The organism is Bacillus sp. GW821-FHT01G09 (genome assembly GCF_059422205.1).
The window spans coordinates 159,076-175,892 of record NZ_JBWKWL010000004.1 but is presented as its reverse complement, the minus strand read 5'-3'; the positions used below and the strand labels follow the sequence as shown (position 1 = coordinate 175,892).

The window sequence follows — 16,817 nt, the reverse complement described above, 5'->3', positions numbered from 1 at the left end:
TTCAGACTTATGACAGATCAAAACAGAAAAGAGCTTTTGCATAAAACCGGGGAAATTTATAAGCAATTTATTGAGAATCAAGATGAACAAAGGGCTGCTAAACTGGCTGCAGTCATGAAAAAAGCGGCTGATGAAGAGGTTTATATCGCGTTTACCGGGCATTATTCAGCGGGAAAATCGTCACTGCTGAACTGCCTGTTAATGGAGAATATTTTGCCGACAAGCCCGATTCCGACAAGCGCTAACCTTGTTGTGATCAGAAACGGAGAAAAGCGAGTTCGGCTTCATACAACAGACGGAACGTGTGCTGAGCTGGAAGGGACTTACCAGAAAGACAAGGTGCAGCAATATTGTAAAGACGGGGAACAGATTGAAAGCGTCGAAATTTTTGACAGGTATACTGAGATCGATTCCGGGGTTGCGTATATTGATACTCCAGGGATAGATTCAACAGATGATGCTCATTTTCTATCGGCTGCTTCTATTCTTCACCAAGCGGATGCGCTGTTTTACGTCGTTCACTATAATCACGTGCACTCTGAGGAAAATGTAAAGTTTCTCAGATCAATAAAAGAAAGCATTCCGAATGTGTATTTTATCGTCAATCAAATTGACCGCCATGATGAGACGGAGACGAAATTTGGAGACTATCAAGCGCAGGTAGAGGAGATGCTTTGCAATGAAGGGATTTCAAAGGAAGCGCTCTATTTTACGTCAGTAACAGAACCGGACCACCCGTTCAATCAGATGGGGGCCCTGAGAGAAGAGTTAAGAAGAATAGAACAGCAATCAAAAAGCAATATGCAGGCTTTAACCGAACAAAAAGTCCGTAATCTGCTAAAGGAACATACGGAAATGCTGAAGAAAGACGAAACAGGCGCTCCGAGTTTCGCTGAACAGCTTAATATCCAAACTGGACTGGTCCAATCGCTGCGTGATCAATTGGATGAGGCCGAAAAACAAACGACTGAGGCAGAGAAGAGGATGCAGGAAGAAATCAATCGTATTTTAAAAAACGCCAACCTGACGCCTTTTGAAATGCGTGAATTGGCGGCTGCATTTTTAGAATCACAAGAGCCTTCTTTTAAAACCGGCTTTTTCTTTTCTAAAGCGAAAACTGCACAGGAAAGAGATAAAAGGCGGAATGCTTTTTTCTCTGATGTGGCAAAACGAACAGAGGCCGAAGCGGATTGGCATATGATAGACACGCTTCATAAACTCGCCAAGGTATTTGATGTCTATACCGCTGAAAGTGAAAAGCTGATTCAGGCCTATCGCACACCGCTTGATATAACCATCATTAAACGCGCGGTCAAGCATGGTGCAGCCTTTTCCTCTGAATATGTATTGCAATATACAAAAGACTTAGCAGAGCTCATCAGGAAAGAGGCGAAAAGAGAAGCTGCAGACATCATAAAGGTGCTCTCCGCTATGGTGAAAGAGCGTGTTTCCAAAGATGTGCAAACAATTAACGACCGGCTCGTCCAAGAATCAGAAAAACTTGTATTTCTTCAAGAACAGGCGCGTTTAGAGAATAATGTCCGAGAGAAAACCGATCGCCTGTGGGCCATTTGGGAAGAAGAGTCCGCATGCCCAATGCATATAGACACAGAATGGTTTAAATCGAAGAAAACAAGAGTGGCGGCTCCAGAGCAGAAACAAGGCCGAAGCCAGCTGACGGCGCAGCCGATGCCGAAATCAGAAATCAAAATGGAACAAGAAATGCCGCTTCAAGACCAAATCAAACGCTTTTACACTTTGTCTGACCTTTTAGGCGAATACAGCATGTTGTTAAAGCAAACTTCAGCGTTTCGTGAAAGGGTGAAAAGGCTTGAGGAACGGAAATTTACACTCGCTCTTTTTGGAGGCTTTAGCTCGGGGAAATCATCATTTGCCAATGCGCTTGTCGGCGAAAGAGTGCTGCCATCCTCACCAACGCCAACCACAGCGACAATTAACAAGATCACAAAGCCAATCAATGGCAACTTAAACAAAACAGCGGATGTAGTGTTTAAGACAGAGGATGACATAACGGCTGAAATTTTGCAGCTCACCGGAATACCAAAGGAACCGGCAGGCCGTTCCTTCACAGAGAAGTGGGAAAAGGCAGTCAAAAAAAACAGGCTGCAGGAAGAACACGTGAAATTGATCAGCAATTTCCTGCTTGCATACGAGAAGTATCAGCAGTATATACAGGAACAGAAGAAATTAACGATTCCGCTCTCTGAATTAAAGCCGTATGTAGCAGAGGAAACAACGGCCTGTGCTGTGAAAGAGGTAACGGTCTACTATACATGCCCGCTAACTGAAAAAGGGATTACGATCGTTGATACACCCGGCGCGAGCAGCATGAATAAACGGCATACAGAACTGGCATTCCAATATATCAAAGATGCTGATGCATTTTTTTATATGACTTATTATCAGCACTCTTTTTCAAAAGGAGACCGTTCATTTTTGCGAAAGCTTGGACTTGTGAAAGAATCGCTCAGCATGGATAAAATGTTTTTTATTATTAATGCTGCAGACCTTGCAAAAGATAAAACAGAGCTCGAAACAGTGACCGATTATGTCAGCGCAGAGCTTGTAAAAGAAGGGGTTTATGAGCCGCAGCTCTTTACCGTATCAAGTAAGGAGGAACTGGTGGGAAAACCGGAGTCATTTTACAATCAGTTCTCGAAAGTAAGAAAACACTTAGACCGGTTTATCGAAGTGGATGTAAAAAAAGCGTCAGCAGCGCAGCTCAGTTCGGAGGCAGACAAACTATGCGAAACTGTTTTTCAGCTTCACCAATCCCAGCATCAGTCCCGAGAAGAGAAGGAAGCGCAGAAACAGCGCCTTATGCTGTCATTTGAGCGGACAGCGGCCGATATCGAGAAACGGCGGAACTCAAAAACCATCATTGAAAAAGTAAAAAAAGATACAAGAGAGCAGCTATATCACATTGCACAGCGATTATCATATTTTGCAAATGATTTATTAAAATCGGCATTTCATCCCGGGCTGCAAAACGGGGATTGGAAAAAGAACGTCAGTAAAGCGATGACAACAGCCTTACATGAATATCAATTTGAATATATTCAGGAAATCAAAACGCTTGATGTTCGCATGAGCGGTTTCATCGAACGGCATATCAATGAAGAATGGCTGGATCATTTTCAAAAAACATTAAACGAGGACGGTTATTTTTCCGTTTATGCGGGTGATCAGCATTCGAACGGCATACAGTTGAAGGAAGTTGAACCGGAAATAGAAGAACGTGCTTTTGAGCAGGAACTAAAAGAGATCAGATCACCGAAGCAGTTTTTTGAGCAGAAAGGAAAAGCGGCCTTTATCGAAGCTGTACGGATGAAACTTACGAAAATCACAGAGGCATGGATAAAAAATGAAGAAGAAAGCCTGATCTCTCATTACACAGCTCACCTCAGACGCTTACAGGAAGATATGGGTGAAAAAGCAATCGCGCAAATAACGGATCAAAAAGAGACATATTTAAGAGGATATGCGGAAGGGGAACATGCGAAAGAGATTGAAATGGCGTATCAGGCGTGCATCTCCTGGAAAAATTCAGACAATACAATAAAAATGTAAATTTCAGTTGGCTTGTATTTCAAGTCATGATAGACTAAATAGAAAAAAGCGAGATGAACGATTAATGTCAGAGGTACATAAAGCAATTTCAGCACATTCATCAAAACAGCACGAGCATATCAAAGCATTTATGCGTCTTGAAAATATGCGTGAATTGGCGATTGAAGAAGCTGTTGCTAAATGCAGAAACGATGAGCCTTATACTACAGATGCAATTAATGAAATTACCGAGCAAATGAATCAGCTCGCTAAAAAAGGCATCGTCCCGACAAGACGGCTTGTATCAAAAGAAATGGTCAGAGAATACGTAAGCCGCATGTAAGCTGGATGATCCTGTCGCGAGTGAACCTCCTGCCGGAAGCATATACTATATGCATCCGACGTAAGGGGGGATTCATGTTGGGCAGAACAAAGCTCGGAAACAGAAATGCACAGGCGAATAACAATGCCAAAAAGAAAAACGGATTTCAAACCCATTTTGACTCTTACGCAGGACGCGAAGCTGAAAAGCTGATCGCCAGCAACAAAAGACACAACGATTGATAAATATCCAAACAGTATCTCTAATTAAAGAGATACTGTTTTTTATTTTTGGGCTGCTTTATGATAAAATAGAAGGAATGAAAGAAAAGGGAGTTATTTGATGAATAATAATAAACTATTGCTGGTTGACGGCATGGCTCTTTTATTCCGGGCCTTTTTTGCCACGGCCGTACATCGCAACTTTATGATAAATGACAGCGGGGTGCCGACGAACGGCGTCAACGGCTTTTTAAAGCATTTGATTACAGCTGTGGAAACATTCCAGCCGACACACGTCGTCTGCTGCTGGGACATGGGGAGCAAAACGTACCGAAATGACTTGTTTCAAGATTATAAGGCCAACCGCAGCGCGCCGCCTGTGGAGCTGATTCCGCAGTTTGATTTGGCAAAGGAAGCAGCCGCAGAGCTTGGAATCATGAATATTGGCTTTGCCGGCTATGAAGCGGATGACTGTATCGGCACTCTTGCCGATTTATTTGCGAATGAAGCGGACATTACGGTCGTAACAGGGGACAGAGATTTACTTCAGCTGTTAACGGATAAAGTAAGCGTTGCTTTGCTTCAAAAAGGAATCGGAAATTATAAAGTCTATACAAAAGAGACTTTTTATGAAGAAACAGGCGTAATGCCGAAGGCTTTGATTGATATTAAAGCGCTTATGGGTGATTCCAGTGATAACTATCCCGGAGTCAAAGGCATTGGAGAAAAAACAGCCTACAAACTGATTCGTGAATACGAAACGATTGACCGTTTATTGGAAAATCTTTCTCTTCTTCCAAAAGGACAGCAGGGAAAAATTCAGCAAGGTTTAAGCGATTTGGAGATGTCGAGGAAGCTTGCGGAAATCCATTGCTCAGTGCCGCTGGCCTGCACACTGAAAGACGCTTTATTTACTTTGCAAATGGAGCAGGCGGCTGACATGCTTCGCCGCCACCAAATTAAAGGAATTGAGCGTATGCTTGAAAAGCTGAACGCTAGAGAGATCGTTTAGATCTTCTCTAGCGTTTTGTATTGCTTTTTTTTGCTCTCTCCTCAAGCTCTGTTTTAGGGTCATTATGTGTATTGCCTTCCAGGTCGCCTTGCGGAGTAACACCGCCGGTCAGCCGGCCTTTATCTTTCTTTTTCATGTTAGTTCACCTCGCCATTAGGATGAACCAATGATCAAGATTTAATTCTTTTCATTCAGCTGAATCGCTTCTTTTGCCAGAAGATCGGCTTTTTGGTTTTGCTTGCCCGGTATCCATTTGATGAAAAAAAGAGGGAATGCCGCTTTTAATCGGGTGATTTCTTCTACGAACGGTTGAAACGTTTTATTTTTAACCATTTCAAGCTCAGTGGCGCGTTCCACAATATCTGAATCGGTTCGAAAGGAAACCGATTGATACCCGCGCGTTGCACATAGCTTCATCCCTTCAATTAATGCAAGAAATTCCGCTTCCTGGTTTGTATGCACTCCGATTGGAATAGAGAAGGATTCTGCTTTTCCCTCATGTTTGATAAAAATGCCGATACCGGAAGGCCCTGGATTACCGGCGCTTGCGCCGTCTACATATATTTCTGTAGGCATTATAAACTCCTTTCATCATTAGGTATCATTTTTTTGGCTGCATAGGCATAAGGCAATGAAATTAAAGATACCGCAAACTTAATCAAATATGTAGAAATAAAAATATGAAGCCACACGCCTGCCGGATAAATGCCGAGAAAGGCGACTGCAGTGAATATGAATGTATCAAACAACTGGCTGACTGCTGTACTGCCGCCGTTTCTGAGCCATAAAAGCCGATCAGAAGGAAATATCCTTCTAATTGCCGAATATACATAAACATCCAGCGTTTGGCTGAAGATAAAGGCAAGCAGACTTCCTAACGCAACTCGCGGAAGGAATCCGAAAATCGTTTCCAGCGCTGTTTGTGATATGTCGCTGGAAGCCGGTTCGAAAAGCAGCACGCCCTGCATGACAAATGTCAGCGTCAGGAGCGTTGAGAATCCGAGCCATACCGCTTTTCTGGCTTCAGCTGGTCCGTATTTTTCATTCAGCACATCTGTCGCAAAAAAGATTGTGCCATACATCACATTCCCGAGTGTCGCTGTTAAGCCAAACAGTTCGACTGTTTTGACGACTTGGAGGTTGGCGCAGACTGTCGCAAAACCGATCCAAACAAACAGTCCCATTTTGCCAAATCCTTTATAAAATAAAAGAACAATGATAAAATGAATGATCGCAAAAAAGATCCAAAACGAATTATTAAACAAGATGAAAAAGCTTCCTTTCCGGGGTAAGATTGGTTTGATTATAGCATATGCCCGGCAACTAATGAATGGTAAGGTGATTGTAATGAAGCTCAGACCGCATTTGAAAATAGAAGCAAAAGGAACAGGATCCGTCTCATTTTTTAGCGAAGACTGGCTGACAGCACAGCAGGCACGTATGCTCGCCAGAGAACTTGGACGTTTTCCATACATGAAAGAGCTAGAGTTCGAAGACGAGAAAGGCGGCAGCTGGACGCTGAAGGAATTGGAAAAGCTGACAGAGGAGCTTGCTCAAGAGCCTGATGACATTACTGTTTATTTTGACGGCAGTTTCGATAAGGAGAGCGAACTGGCCGGTCTCGGGATCGTCATCTATTATTCACTGGGAGGAACCCGGCATCGCTTGAGAAAAAATAAAAGCTTCCGGCTGAAAACCAATAATGAAGCTGAATACGCAGCGCTTTATGAAGCAATAAGAGAAGTAAGAGAGCTTGGGGCAAGCAGAAATTCAATTACAATCAAAGGGGACTCGCTTGTTGTGCTGAATCAGCTTGACGGCAGCTGGCCTTGTTATGATCCATCTCATAATGAATGGCTGGACAAAATAGAAGCACTCCTTGAATCGCTGAAGCTTACTCCAACCTACGAAACAATACAACGAAAAGACAATCAGGAAGCTGACGGCCTCGCTAAAAAAATTCTATCCCATCAATTCGTAGAAAGCCACACGAAATTAGACCGTAACGGAGATGACGATATTGGATAAGAAAATGATCTTTAAAGAACTGACAGAACTGCACGATGAATATTGCAAGGACTGTTTTATTAAGAAGCAGTTTCGCAAAGAATTTGGCAAAACTTATGCGCATTCATTTTGTATCAATAAATGTACGGTTGGTGAAAAGCTGAAACAATACGGAGATGTCTTAACCAATCACTAAAAATAAAAACCGCAGAAGCTGCGGTTTTTATTCTTTGAATTCATCCAGCTGATGCTCGCTGTCATCTAGCAGCTGCTGTTGCTGCTTTACAAATTCAGGATCATCGAGAGCTGCCAGCTCTTCAGATTGTGACAGTTCTCTAGCATCCTCAATGGCTTGGTATGCAGAGTCGACTAATGTTTTGCTTTGGCCTCTCGTCGCGGCGCCTGTTGTTTTCTGCGCTGTTTCCACCGCTAGTTCCAGCTGCCGCTTATCCGTAAAGCCAGTCTGATCCTCATTATGAAATTCTGAAGTCACAAAAAACACCTCCGCCATTATTTTGCAGAGTTTTTTTGAAATTTATGTACCAAAATAGAAAAGAAAATAAAAATAAGCCGATATAACTATTGAACCAGAATAAATAGGACTGTTTTACTATTTGAGGTATCTTGATAGAGAAGGGGAACGCAGCTATGGATGATAAAGACTTGAAGTTGATCCTTCACAAAACATTTATAGAAATATACAGTGATTTAGAAGAACTGGCGGATATCGCGAAAAAAGGAAAACCATCAATGGAAAAGTATGTTGAAGAGATTGAACAGAGGTGTAAACAAAACATTTTGGCGATTGAAATCCAGATGAAAATCAAATAGGAGAGGCGAATGCCTCTCCTCTATTTGTCATCTCATCATCATGTATTGAGTTTAGAGTTTTACAACATTAGAAGCTTGAGGTCCACGATTACCTTCGACAATTTCAAAAGAAACTTCTTGTCCTTCTTCTAATGATTTGTATCCATCTCCTTCGATAGCTGTGAAGTGAACAAATACATCGTCTCCGCCTTCAACTTCAATGAAGCCGAATCCTTTTTCGTTGTTGAACCATTTTACTTTACCGTTTTGCATATTGCTTAATTCCTCCTAGTACTGTAGCACCCATGTGCTAAAAAAAATTTTGTCATCATCTAACTTTGATTCATTGTTAAATGATGGTTCAACTATACACCATCTGGGAGCACCCGTCAAGTTTCGAAACGGCTTATTTTTCAAAAGAAGGGCAAGTTTCATAAAAAAATGTAACCGCTTTTATTAATGGCTGAATATAAATAAAAAGAGCACACGATTTTCGTATGCTCTCAAGTACGCCATTACGATAGCACTTTGGCTTTTTGTTTGGTAGTCATCATTTCTGATTCCTTCAGGATATCCTCTAAAATCACTTCAGAGGAGTTTGCTAAATGAAGGTCCTTAATGTTTTTCTTCATGCGATGCAAGGTATCTTCATCTGCAAGAAGGGAAGTGACTGACTCGAGAATCTCTTCATGACGGTTCACAACGATGGCAGCTCCGCGGTCTTCAAAGAAGTTTGCATTTTCTTTTTCCTGTCCAGGCACGGGTTTGTACAGAATGACAGGCACTCCAATGGCTGTGGCTTCTGTCAAAGTAATGCCGCCGGGCTTGGTAATCATGCAATCTGTGATTCGGAATAGCTCATCAATGCGCTCCACATAGCCCAGAACTTTTAATTTGTCACCATTTTCCGCCTCAAGCGCACTCAAAGATTCTTTTAAAGCCGTATTTTTCCCGCACACGACAACCACTTGCACTTGGTCATCTTTGACAAGGTTTTCGCACAGCTCTTTTACGTTCTTTAATACACCGTGAGCACCTGCCATGATCAGAAGCACTTTTTTGTTTGGTGAAAGATTGTACTTTTTATATATCGGGCCAACCGGCATGGATTCTTCAAATTGCGGCCTGATTGGAATTCCTGTGATTTTTACGTTGCTTGGATGAGTGCCGATCTCCAGCAGTTTTTCCTTCACGTAATCTGTCGCCACATAATATTTATCCACGTTTTCGTGAACCCAAATTTTATGAAGACAAAAATCAGTCATAACGTTGAAGGTAGGAATGACTCTTCCAGTTCGGCGTCTGTATTCAGGCACGACGATCATCGGAAATGTATTAATAATAATATCGGGCTGATGTTCATCGACAAGTTCGCCCAATCTTTTATTACCCATTTTAAAGTAAATATTGAATTTACGTTTATTATAGATTTTGTCAACTCCGTAATAAAACAAACGATAAAACTGTTTCCCGATTGAGAAGCTTTTTAAATAAAGGTATTGAGTTACCTCTGAAACAATCGGATTTGACTCTTGGTACAAATTAGAAACTGTTACATGCTGAAAGCCGAGCCGTACACATTGTTCATATAGTGTTTTGGCTACCTGCACATGTCCATTTCCGTAATTTGCAGTCAAAATTAATACTCTTTTATTGGTATTCAAGTAAATTCACCTCAATGTAATCAACAACAAGCAAGCTTCATGCATCGTAAGGAGTTATTGTCTATACATAAACATAACACAAATACATAATCGAATTATTAATGCAGTGAAAAAGTTAAGCTAATTTTAAATGATTTGGATTCCAGTATTTTAAATTTTTGTTATACGCAGACTGAATCAGATGTATTTTATCATATTTTTTGCTCAGCGTATCACTAAAAAAAGAAAAATTAGTCCCATTCATAAGGAGTTTCCTGGTAAACGTAATAATTCAGCCAATTCATAAACAATAATGTGGCATGCGCTTTCCAGCGATTCACTGGCTCGTTGCTGCCTTTTGCAAAATAATGTTTAGGTGCCTCGACAGTAGAAAGGTTTCGTTCCAAATCTCTTTCATACTCTTGAAGAAGCGTATTTGTATCATATTCAGGGTGCCCTGTCAAAAAGACTTGTTTTTCGTCTTTAGACACAATTAAGCAAACCCCGGCTTCCTTTGATGCGGTAAGAATGTTTAACTCGGGCACTGCTTGAAGCTGTTCCATATTTATATCTGTATGCCGGGAATGCGGCACGTAGTATAGCTCGTCAAAACCTCTTACCAATCTTTCGTGTTTTGAAAGAACGGTATGTTCGAACACACCGAAGATTTTTTTCGGCATTTGAATTTTTTCCACACCGTAATGGTAATACAAACCTGCTTGAGCACCCCAGCAAATATGCAAGGTTGAAGTGACATTTGTTTTGCTCCACTCCATGATTTCCTTGAGCTCTTCCCAATATGAAACCTCTTCAAACGCCAAATGCTCGATCGGCGCACCGGTGATAATCATGCCGTCAAACCTCTTGTGACGGATATTGGAAAAAGTCGTGTAAAATTCGTCAAGGTGTTCTCTCGCAGTATTTTTCGGCGTGTGTGTGCTTGGGATTAAAAATGTGAAATGAACCTGTAAAGGCGAATTTCCAAGCAATCTGAGAAGCTGAGTCTCTGTTTGGATTTTTTTCGGCATCAAATTTAATATAATAATTTTTTGCGGCCGGATATCCTGATGAAATGCTCTGCTTTCATCCATTACAAATATCTGTTCACTTTCAAGCACCTGTTTTGCCGGCAGGTGTGTTGGTATATTAATAGGCAACGTGCCACCTCCATTATTTCCCCGTTAATTTTCTTCATTATAGGAATTTTCACGCCAATTTTCAATCTATCTATGCGTGTTGAGGGGGAAACAACAGAAAACTCTTTAAATAAAACGCACTGACACGCCTTTTGGTTTCACAGTAAAATGATTTTCCATGATGTCAGAGGGAATTGTAATGTTTTATAGAATGATAAGATAAAAAATGAGCCATATGAATTGATAATGAACGGACGCTCATATTGTTAAGTTTCTTATGAGTTCTTAATTGATGTTTACATTTTGAATTGAGATTTAAAAAAGGTAAAATAATCAGCACCAAGGACATAGGAGGGACTTACATGTCTATTTATCAAATAAAGGTACGTACAATAACAGGGAAAGACATGACACTTCAGCCTTTCGCGGGAAAGGTACTGATGATCGTGAATACAGCAAGTAAGTGCGGTTTTACTCCCCAATTGAAGCAGCTGCAGGAATTATATGATACATATCAACAGGAGGGGCTGGAGATCTTAGGGTTTCCCTGCAATCAATTTATGAACCAAGAGCCTGGTGAAGAGGCTGACATACAGGAATTTTGTGAAACAAATTACGGTGTTACATTTCCTATGTTTTCAAAAGTGGATGTAAACGGGAAAAACGCCCACCCGCTGTTTGTGTATTTGACAGAACATGCGAAAGGGATGCTGGGAACTAAGGCGATCAAGTGGAATTTCACGAAATTTATAGTGGATAGAAATGGAGAAATCGTTGGCCGTTATTCACCAAATACAAATCCGAAAGAGCTGGAAGACGCTATCGTGAAGCTATTAGAGCAATAAAGAGGGTGTTTTTGTGAAGGAATTGAAGCAGGCAGAGCAAATCAGGACATGGGTTCAATCTATCCTGACTGACGAAAGCTCTGGACATGACTGGCATCATGTATCAAGAGTAGCAGATCTTGCAGCGTATATTGGAGAAAAGGAAAAAGCGGATTTGTTCATTGTTGAAACCGCGGCTTTGGTTCATGATTTAATTGATGTGAAGCTGCCTGACACGGTCAGGCTTTCTGTGAACGAAGTATATGACCAGCTCGTTTTTTTCGGAGTAGGAAAAGAGAATGCTGACAGGGTGATTCATATTATAACAAGGATGTCCTTTCGAGACAGGGAAAAGCTGGCGAAGGAGCCGCTCTCAATTGAGGGAAAAGCCGTACAGGATGCTGACAGACTTGATGCGATTGGTGCTGTCGGCATTGCGAGAGCTTTCATGTTTGCGGGCGCAAACGGGCATAGCCTTTATGGAGATGATCAAAGCGCCTACTCTCATTTTTTTCATAAGCTGCTGCGGCTGAAAGATATGATGAATACAGACACTGCACGGGAACTGGCAGAAGAAAGACACAATTTTATGCTTCAGTTTGTCCGCCAATTAGAAAAAGAAATATCCGGGATTGATGCCAAAACGTCGTAATAGAAGGCTTGGAGCGACTATGATAGAATAAGTCACAGATATGCTATAGGAGGACGATCATGAAGATAAAATCAATTGAACCTACACCAAGCCCGAATACAATGAAAGTCATCTTAACGGAAGAGCTTCCGGCGGGCAAAAGCAATAACTATAAACCTGAGCAAGCAGAAGGCGCACCGCCTGTTATAGCGGAAATCCTTAAAATAGATGGAGTTAAAGGGGTATATCACGTCGCAGATTTTCTTGCTGTTGAACGGAATGCAAGATACGACTGGAAAGACATTTTACCGCAAGTCCGCACTGCATTTGGGATGGAAAGTGCTGAAAGCGCAGAAGAAAATCGTTCTGATCAAGAATCTTTTGGAGAGGTAAAAGTTTTTGTGCAGATGTTCAGCGGCATTCCTATGCAAGTTAAATTAACCGATGGGGAGCGGGAAGAACGCTTCGGCTTACCTGAACGCTTTCAGCAGGCGATCTTAAAACTTAGATCTGAAGCTTCAAATGTTGTGTTTGAGCGGGCTTGGAAAGAACAAGGTGTCAGGTTCGGTGACTTTAATGAAATCGGCCATGACGTGACAGAAGAGCTTCAGGCGGCATACAGTGATGAACGGCTGAAACGACTGACTGAAGCAGCCGCTCAAGGAAAGGGCGAAGCAAAACAAGCTGTACAGCGCAAAGCGTATAAAGTAACGCTTGACATGCTGGATGATGAGGACTGGAAAAAGCGTTATGCACACTTGGAACAGATGGATCCGAAAGAAGAGGATATCCCGGTTTTACAGAAGGCATTGGATGATCCAAAGGTGTCCATCAGAAGACAGGCTGTTGTGTACTTAGGAATGATTGAAACACCTGATGTTCTGCCTCTATTGTATAAAGCACTTGAGGACAAAGCTGTATCAGTCAGAAGAACGGCCGGAGACTGCCTGTCTGATATCGGCGATCCTCAAGCCATTCCCGCTATGATCAAGTCGTTAAGCGACTCCAGCAAGCTTGTTCGCTGGCGTGCGGCCATGTTCCTGTACGAAGTCGGGGATGATAGTGCAATTGAAGCTTTGCGCGCTGCCGAAGATGACCCCGAATTTGAGGTCAGCCTTCAAGTCAAAATGGCGCTTGAACGTATTGAGCATGGAGAAGAAGCAAAAGGTTCTGTTTGGAAACAAATGACGGAAAGCAGAAAAAAAGGCGAATAGAAATAAAAAAGGTGCAGATCATGCACCTTTTTTATGTGAATTCACTTTTTATAAAAATTATTTCGAATATTGTTGAAAAATATCCGAAAACTATTTATAGTAAGTAACAATATTAATAGTTGGAGGGTTCAAATCGAAAGAAAGCTATATAAATATAAAAACACGAAAGAACAAAACAAGGTGAGGGCGGCCTGAATTTATCTTATTTGCAAAAACAGCTCATAAATAAACTGAAAATTTTCAAAATAAAATCCAATCAAACAATTGAAAGAATTTAGGAGGATCACCATGGCAGAATTACGCAGTAATATGATCACACAAGGAATCGATAGAGCTCCGCACCGCAGTTTGCTTCGTGCAGCAGGAGTAAAAGAAGAGGATTTCGGCAAGCCGTTTATTGCGGTGTGTAATTCATACATTGATATCGTTCCCGGTCATGTTCACTTGCAGGAGTTTGGGAAAATCGTAAAAGAAGCAATCAGAGAAGCAGGGGGCGTGCCGTTTGAATTTAATACCATTGGGGTAGATGATGGCATCGCAATGGGGCATATCGGTATGAGATATTCGCTGCCAAGCCGTGAAATTATCGCAGACTCTGTGGAAACGGTTGTATCCGCACACTGGTTTGACGGAATGGTCTGTATTCCGAACTGCGACAAAATCACACCGGGAATGCTTATGGCGGCAATGCGCATCAACATTCCGACGATTTTTGTCAGCGGCGGACCGATGGCGGCAGGAAGAACAAGTGACGGGCGAAAAATCTCCCTTTCCTCAGTATTCGAAGGGGTAGGCGCCTACCAAGCAGGGAAAATCAACGAAAACGAGCTTCAAGAACTAGAGCAGTTCGGATGCCCAACGTGCGGGTCTTGCTCAGGCATGTTTACGGCGAACTCAATGAACTGTCTGTCAGAAGCACTTGGTCTTGCTTTGCCGGGTAATGGAACCATTCTGGCGACATCTCCGGAACGCAAAGAGTTTGTGAGAAAATCGGCTGCGCAATTAATGGAAACGATTCGCAAAGATATCAAACCGCGTGATATCGTTACAGTAAAAGCGATTGATAACGCGTTTGCACTCGATATGGCGCTCGGAGGTTCTACAAATACCGTTCTTCATACCCTTGCCCTTGCAAACGAAGCCGGCGTTGAATACTCTTTAGAACGCATTAACGAAGTCGCTGAGCGCGTGCCGCACTTGGCCAAGCTGGCGCCTGCATCGGATGTGTTTATTGAAGATCTTCATGAAGCGGGCGGCGTGTCAGCGGCTCTGAATGAGCTTTCCAAGAAAGAAGGAGCGCTTCATTTAGACGCGCTGACTGTTACAGGAAAAACTCTTGGAGAAACCATTGCCGGACATGAAGTAAAGGATTATGACGTCATTCACCCGCTGGATCAACCATTCACTGAAAAGGGAGGCCTTGCTGTTTTATTCGGTAATCTAGCTCCGGACGGCGCTATCATTAAAACAGGCGGCGTACAGAATGGGATTACAAGACACGAAGGGCCGGCTGTCGTATTCGATTCTCAGGACGAGGCGCTTGACGGCATTATCAACCGAAAAGTAAAAGAAGGCGACGTTGTCATTATCAGATACGAAGGGCCAAAAGGCGGACCTGGCATGCCGGAAATGCTGGCGCCAACATCCCAAATCGTTGGAATGGGACTCGGACCAAAAGTGGCATTGATTACGGACGGACGTTTTTCCGGAGCCTCCCGTGGCCTCTCAATCGGCCACGTATCACCTGAGGCCGCTGAGGGCGGGCCACTTGCCTTTGTTGAAAACGGAGACCATATTATCGTTGATATTGAAAAACGTATCTTGGATGTACAAGTGCCAGAAGAAGAGTGGGAAAAACGAAAAGCGAACTGGAAAGGTTTTGAACCGAAAGTGAAAACCGGCTACCTGGCACGTTATTCTAAACTTGTGACAAGTGCCAACACCGGCGGTATTATGAAAATCTAGATATTAGGGACACTTTCTTTTATTTTAAGGTGTGAACATTTGAAATCCGGCCCTCTCTATAGTATCCTTTACTTCAGATGAAGGATACTAGAGGGGGCTTTTTTATGTCAATGGCTTATGAAGAATACATGCGCCAGCTTGTCGTACCGATGCGCCGCGAGCTGACTGGAGCAGGTTTTGAAGAGTTAACAACAGCGGAAGAAGTAGAGAACTTTATGGAAAAGGCAGAGGGCACAACTCTTGTAGTCGTTAACTCTGTATGCGGCTGCGCGGCAGGCCTTGCGCGTCCTGCGGCTACACAGGCAGTCCTCCAGAATGACAAAACACCTGACAATACGGTGACTGTATTTGCGGGCCAAGATAAAGAAGCTACTGCGAAAATGCGTGAGTATTTTACTGGCCAGGAGCCTTCTTCACCATCAATGGCTCTTTTGAAAGGCAAAGAAGTCGTACATTTTATTCCGCGTCATGAAATTGAAGGACACGATATGGAAGAAATCATGAAAAATCTGACTGCTGCCTTCGATGCGCACTGCTAAATGCCCGTTTTCCGGGCATTTTCTTTTTGGGAGTACAGAAGATGATAACAACAAGCTATAGACCGTCTGAACACACCATAAAAACCGCAAAGCAGCTTTCTAAAGAGCTAAATATGCCATACTGCGGCCGGAATAAACAAACGGTTGAACACCTGCTGAAGTCAGCTGAACGTGATTTGCTTGTGGTCGGCAAAGAGCGGTTTGAGCTGCATACGAAACAAGGTGCCAAATTCTTTTTTCATCCGAATACAGCGATGTTTAGAGCCAAACGCTTCTTACAGGGAGAGCAAGAGCCTATGCTTCGGGCTGCCAGCTTATCTGAAGGGGACACGTTTTTAGATTGCACACTCGGGCTGGGGTCAGATGCCATTATCGCAAGTATGGCAGTAGGCGAAACGGGTTCTGTTGTTGGGATTGAAAAAAACCATCTTGTGTCTGTTTTAGTGAGGATGGGGCTGCATTCATGGGAAACGGGTATAGAAGAGCTTCAAGCTGCGATGAGAAGAATCCAGGTGAAGAATGGTGATTGCTTAGAATACATCAAACAGCTTCCTGACAACTCTGTTGATGTGGTTTATTTCGATCCAATGTTTCATGAACCTGTAGAGACCTCTGACGGCATCGCGCCTTTACGTGATTTGGCAGAGGATTCAGTTTTACACGAAGGATGTATCAATGAAGCGGTACGAGTCGCCAGAAAAAGCGTTGTGCTAAAAGACCACTGGAAAAGTCCGCGGTTTGAACAGTTTGGTTTTAACGTCATGAAAAGAAAAACAGCACTGTTCCATTATGGCGTCATTCAAACAAGCCCGTGATTCATATCACGGGCTTTCTGTTAATCGGTGACCTCCATGACGACAAAGTATAATAATGTTAAGAGTGAAACTGTGGCAAACAGAGCGTCAATCATGCGGAAAGCCTCC

The 16,817-nt window shown here is 42.6% G+C and carries 21 protein-coding genes; 13 read left to right on the top strand and 8 right to left on the bottom strand.

Translation table 11 applies throughout. The annotated features are described in order from the left end of the window. The first annotated feature begins 9 nt into the window (after nt 1-9). From dynA to exnP, 4 genes are all read left to right on the top strand, one after another. The gene (gene dynA, locus AC07VD_RS14390) at nt 10-3,591 is read left to right on the top strand and encodes a dynamin GTPase (protein ID WP_494721826.1); all 3,582 of its coding nucleotides are present in this window, start codon (nt 10-12) and stop codon (nt 3,589-3,591) included. Nucleotides 3,592-3,655: 64 nt separating this feature from the next. After that, nucleotides 3,656-3,913 (top strand): YpbS family protein, encoded by a 258-nt coding sequence (locus AC07VD_RS14385; RefSeq protein WP_003230757.1) that lies wholly within the window; start codon nt 3,656-3,658, stop codon nt 3,911-3,913. Nucleotides 3,914-3,987: 74 nt separating this feature from the next. Beyond that, nucleotides 3,988-4,134 (top strand): hypothetical protein, encoded by a 147-nt coding sequence (locus AC07VD_RS14380; protein ID WP_003230761.1) that lies wholly within the window; start codon nt 3,988-3,990, stop codon nt 4,132-4,134. A gap of 100 nt (nt 4,135-4,234) precedes the next feature. Continuing rightward, a complete protein-coding gene (gene exnP, locus AC07VD_RS14375; RefSeq protein WP_003230763.1) occupies nt 4,235-5,125 on the top strand; it encodes a 5'-3' exonuclease ExnP in 891 nt (296 codons plus the stop codon). 7 nt (nt 5,126-5,132) lie between these two features. On the opposite strand, the gene sspL is transcribed toward exnP, so the two are convergent. The 3 genes from sspL to AC07VD_RS14360 are packed head-to-tail and all read right to left on the bottom strand — an operon-like array spanning nt 5,133 to nt 6,390. Continuing rightward, a complete protein-coding gene (gene sspL, locus AC07VD_RS14370) occupies nt 5,133-5,261 on the bottom strand; it encodes a small, acid-soluble spore protein L (RefSeq protein WP_003218255.1) in 129 nt (42 codons plus the stop codon). Between the two features lie 41 nt (nt 5,262-5,302). Continuing rightward, nucleotides 5,303-5,701, bottom strand: a complete 399-nt coding sequence (locus AC07VD_RS14365; RefSeq protein WP_494721827.1) for a reverse transcriptase-like protein — start codon at nt 5,699-5,701, stop codon at nt 5,303-5,305. Continuing rightward, nucleotides 5,701-6,390, bottom strand: coding sequence for a queuosine precursor transporter (locus AC07VD_RS14360; protein WP_024572337.1), 690 nt, complete (start codon nt 6,388-6,390; stop codon nt 5,701-5,703). The genes AC07VD_RS14365 and AC07VD_RS14360 overlap by 1 nt, the downstream gene beginning before the upstream one ends. Nucleotides 6,391-6,472: 82 nt before the next feature. On the opposite strand from AC07VD_RS14360, the gene AC07VD_RS14355 reads away from it, so the two are divergent. Both AC07VD_RS14355 and AC07VD_RS14350 read left to right on the top strand, forming a co-directional pair. Beyond that, on the top strand, nt 6,473-7,153 hold the full coding sequence (locus AC07VD_RS14355) for a ribonuclease H family protein (protein WP_014477138.1): 681 nt from the start codon (nt 6,473-6,475) through the stop codon (nt 7,151-7,153). Further along, nucleotides 7,146-7,328, top strand: coding sequence for a zinc-finger domain-containing protein (locus tag AC07VD_RS14350; protein ID WP_004399003.1), 183 nt, complete (start codon nt 7,146-7,148; stop codon nt 7,326-7,328). The genes AC07VD_RS14355 and AC07VD_RS14350 overlap by 8 nt, the downstream gene beginning before the upstream one ends. 27 nt (nt 7,329-7,355) lie before the next feature. Here AC07VD_RS14350 and AC07VD_RS14345 read toward each other — a convergent pair whose 3' ends face one another. Continuing rightward, entirely contained in the window at nt 7,356-7,625 is a 270-nt protein-coding gene (locus tag AC07VD_RS14345) for a DUF2564 family protein (RefSeq protein WP_004398863.1), read from the bottom strand. A gap of 155 nt (nt 7,626-7,780) precedes the next feature. On the opposite strand from AC07VD_RS14345, the gene degR reads away from it, so the two are divergent. Beyond that, nucleotides 7,781-7,963 (top strand): transcriptional regulator DegR, encoded by a 183-nt coding sequence (gene degR, locus AC07VD_RS14340; RefSeq protein ID WP_003230774.1) that lies wholly within the window; start codon nt 7,781-7,783, stop codon nt 7,961-7,963. A 51-nt stretch (nt 7,964-8,014) separates the two neighbouring features. Here degR and cspD read toward each other — a convergent pair whose 3' ends face one another. The 4 genes from cspD to metA form a co-directional block, all read right to left on the bottom strand. Further along, the gene (cspD, locus tag AC07VD_RS14335; protein WP_003230776.1) at nt 8,015-8,215 is read right to left on the bottom strand and encodes a cold-shock protein CspD; all 201 of its coding nucleotides are present in this window, start codon (nt 8,213-8,215) and stop codon (nt 8,015-8,017) included. A 15-nt stretch (nt 8,216-8,230) separates the two neighbouring features. Continuing rightward, nucleotides 8,231-8,377, bottom strand: a complete 147-nt coding sequence (locus AC07VD_RS14330) for a hypothetical protein (RefSeq protein ID WP_123373170.1) — start codon at nt 8,375-8,377, stop codon at nt 8,231-8,233. An 80-nt stretch (nt 8,378-8,457) separates the two neighbouring features. Next, on the bottom strand, nt 8,458-9,606 hold the full coding sequence (locus AC07VD_RS14325) for a diglucosyl diacylglycerol synthase (protein WP_033884727.1): 1,149 nt from the start codon (nt 9,604-9,606) through the stop codon (nt 8,458-8,460). 230 nt (nt 9,607-9,836) lie between these two features. Next, on the bottom strand, nt 9,837-10,742 hold the full coding sequence (gene metA / locus AC07VD_RS14320; protein WP_024572336.1) for a homoserine O-acetyltransferase MetA: 906 nt from the start codon (nt 10,740-10,742) through the stop codon (nt 9,837-9,839). 341 nt (nt 10,743-11,083) lie between these two features. On the opposite strand from metA, the gene AC07VD_RS14315 reads away from it, so the two are divergent. The 6 genes from AC07VD_RS14315 to AC07VD_RS14290 all read left to right on the top strand — a co-directional run bounded on the left by AC07VD_RS14315 (nt 11,084) and on the right by AC07VD_RS14290 (nt 16,709). Beyond that, the gene (locus tag AC07VD_RS14315) at nt 11,084-11,566 is read left to right on the top strand and encodes a glutathione peroxidase (RefSeq protein WP_088326326.1); all 483 of its coding nucleotides are present in this window, start codon (nt 11,084-11,086) and stop codon (nt 11,564-11,566) included. A 13-nt stretch (nt 11,567-11,579) separates the two neighbouring features. Then, complete coding sequence (gene hdhQ, locus AC07VD_RS14310) at nt 11,580-12,197, top strand: Mn(2+)-dependent (deoxy)ribonucleoside pyrophosphohydrolase (protein ID WP_080529451.1); 618 nt, start codon at nt 11,580-11,582, stop codon at nt 12,195-12,197. Between the two features lie 59 nt (nt 12,198-12,256). Beyond that, entirely contained in the window at nt 12,257-13,390 is a 1,134-nt protein-coding gene (locus AC07VD_RS14305) for a conserved virulence factor C family protein (RefSeq protein ID WP_080529450.1), read from the top strand. Between the two features lie 288 nt (nt 13,391-13,678). Then, the gene (ilvD, locus tag AC07VD_RS14300) at nt 13,679-15,355 is read left to right on the top strand and encodes a dihydroxy-acid dehydratase (protein WP_009967560.1); all 1,677 of its coding nucleotides are present in this window, start codon (nt 13,679-13,681) and stop codon (nt 15,353-15,355) included. A gap of 104 nt (nt 15,356-15,459) precedes the next feature. Beyond that, nucleotides 15,460-15,894: a bacilliredoxin BrxA gene (gene brxA, locus AC07VD_RS14295; protein WP_003230794.1), complete on the top strand. Its 435-nt coding sequence runs from the start codon at nt 15,460-15,462 to the stop codon at nt 15,892-15,894. A gap of 41 nt (nt 15,895-15,935) precedes the next feature. Further along, a complete protein-coding gene (locus AC07VD_RS14290) occupies nt 15,936-16,709 on the top strand; it encodes a class I SAM-dependent methyltransferase (RefSeq protein ID WP_494721828.1) in 774 nt (257 codons plus the stop codon). Nucleotides 16,710-16,817 lie beyond the last annotated feature (108 nt).

Coding starts and splice junctions, on each gene's coding strand:
- dynA (WP_494721826.1), top strand. CDS start 10: ATGACAGATCAAAACAGAAAAGAGCTTTTGCATAAAACCGGGGAAATT.
- AC07VD_RS14385 (WP_003230757.1), top strand. CDS start 3,656: ATGTCAGAGGTACATAAAGCAATTTCAGCACATTCATCAAAACAGCAC.
- AC07VD_RS14380 (WP_003230761.1), top strand. CDS start 3,988: ATGTTGGGCAGAACAAAGCTCGGAAACAGAAATGCACAGGCGAATAAC.
- exnP (WP_003230763.1), top strand. CDS start 4,235: ATGAATAATAATAAACTATTGCTGGTTGACGGCATGGCTCTTTTATTC.
- sspL (WP_003218255.1), bottom strand. CDS start 5,261: ATGAAAAAGAAAGATAAAGGCCGGCTGACCGGCGGTGTTACTCCGCAA.
- AC07VD_RS14365 (WP_494721827.1), bottom strand. CDS start 5,701: ATGCCTACAGAAATATATGTAGACGGCGCAAGCGCCGGTAATCCAGGG.
- AC07VD_RS14355 (WP_014477138.1), top strand. CDS start 6,473: ATGAAGCTCAGACCGCATTTGAAAATAGAAGCAAAAGGAACAGGATCC.
- degR (WP_003230774.1), top strand. CDS start 7,781: ATGGATGATAAAGACTTGAAGTTGATCCTTCACAAAACATTTATAGAA.
- cspD (WP_003230776.1), bottom strand. CDS start 8,215: ATGCAAAACGGTAAAGTAAAATGGTTCAACAACGAAAAAGGATTCGGC.
- AC07VD_RS14330 (WP_123373170.1), bottom strand. CDS start 8,377: ATGAAACTTGCCCTTCTTTTGAAAAATAAGCCGTTTCGAAACTTGACG.
- AC07VD_RS14315 (WP_088326326.1), top strand. CDS start 11,084: ATGTCTATTTATCAAATAAAGGTACGTACAATAACAGGGAAAGACATG.
- AC07VD_RS14305 (WP_080529450.1), top strand. CDS start 12,257: ATGAAGATAAAATCAATTGAACCTACACCAAGCCCGAATACAATGAAA.
- ilvD (WP_009967560.1), top strand. CDS start 13,679: ATGGCAGAATTACGCAGTAATATGATCACACAAGGAATCGATAGAGCT.
- brxA (WP_003230794.1), top strand. CDS start 15,460: ATGTCAATGGCTTATGAAGAATACATGCGCCAGCTTGTCGTACCGATG.
- AC07VD_RS14290 (WP_494721828.1), top strand. CDS start 15,936: ATGATAACAACAAGCTATAGACCGTCTGAACACACCATAAAAACCGCA.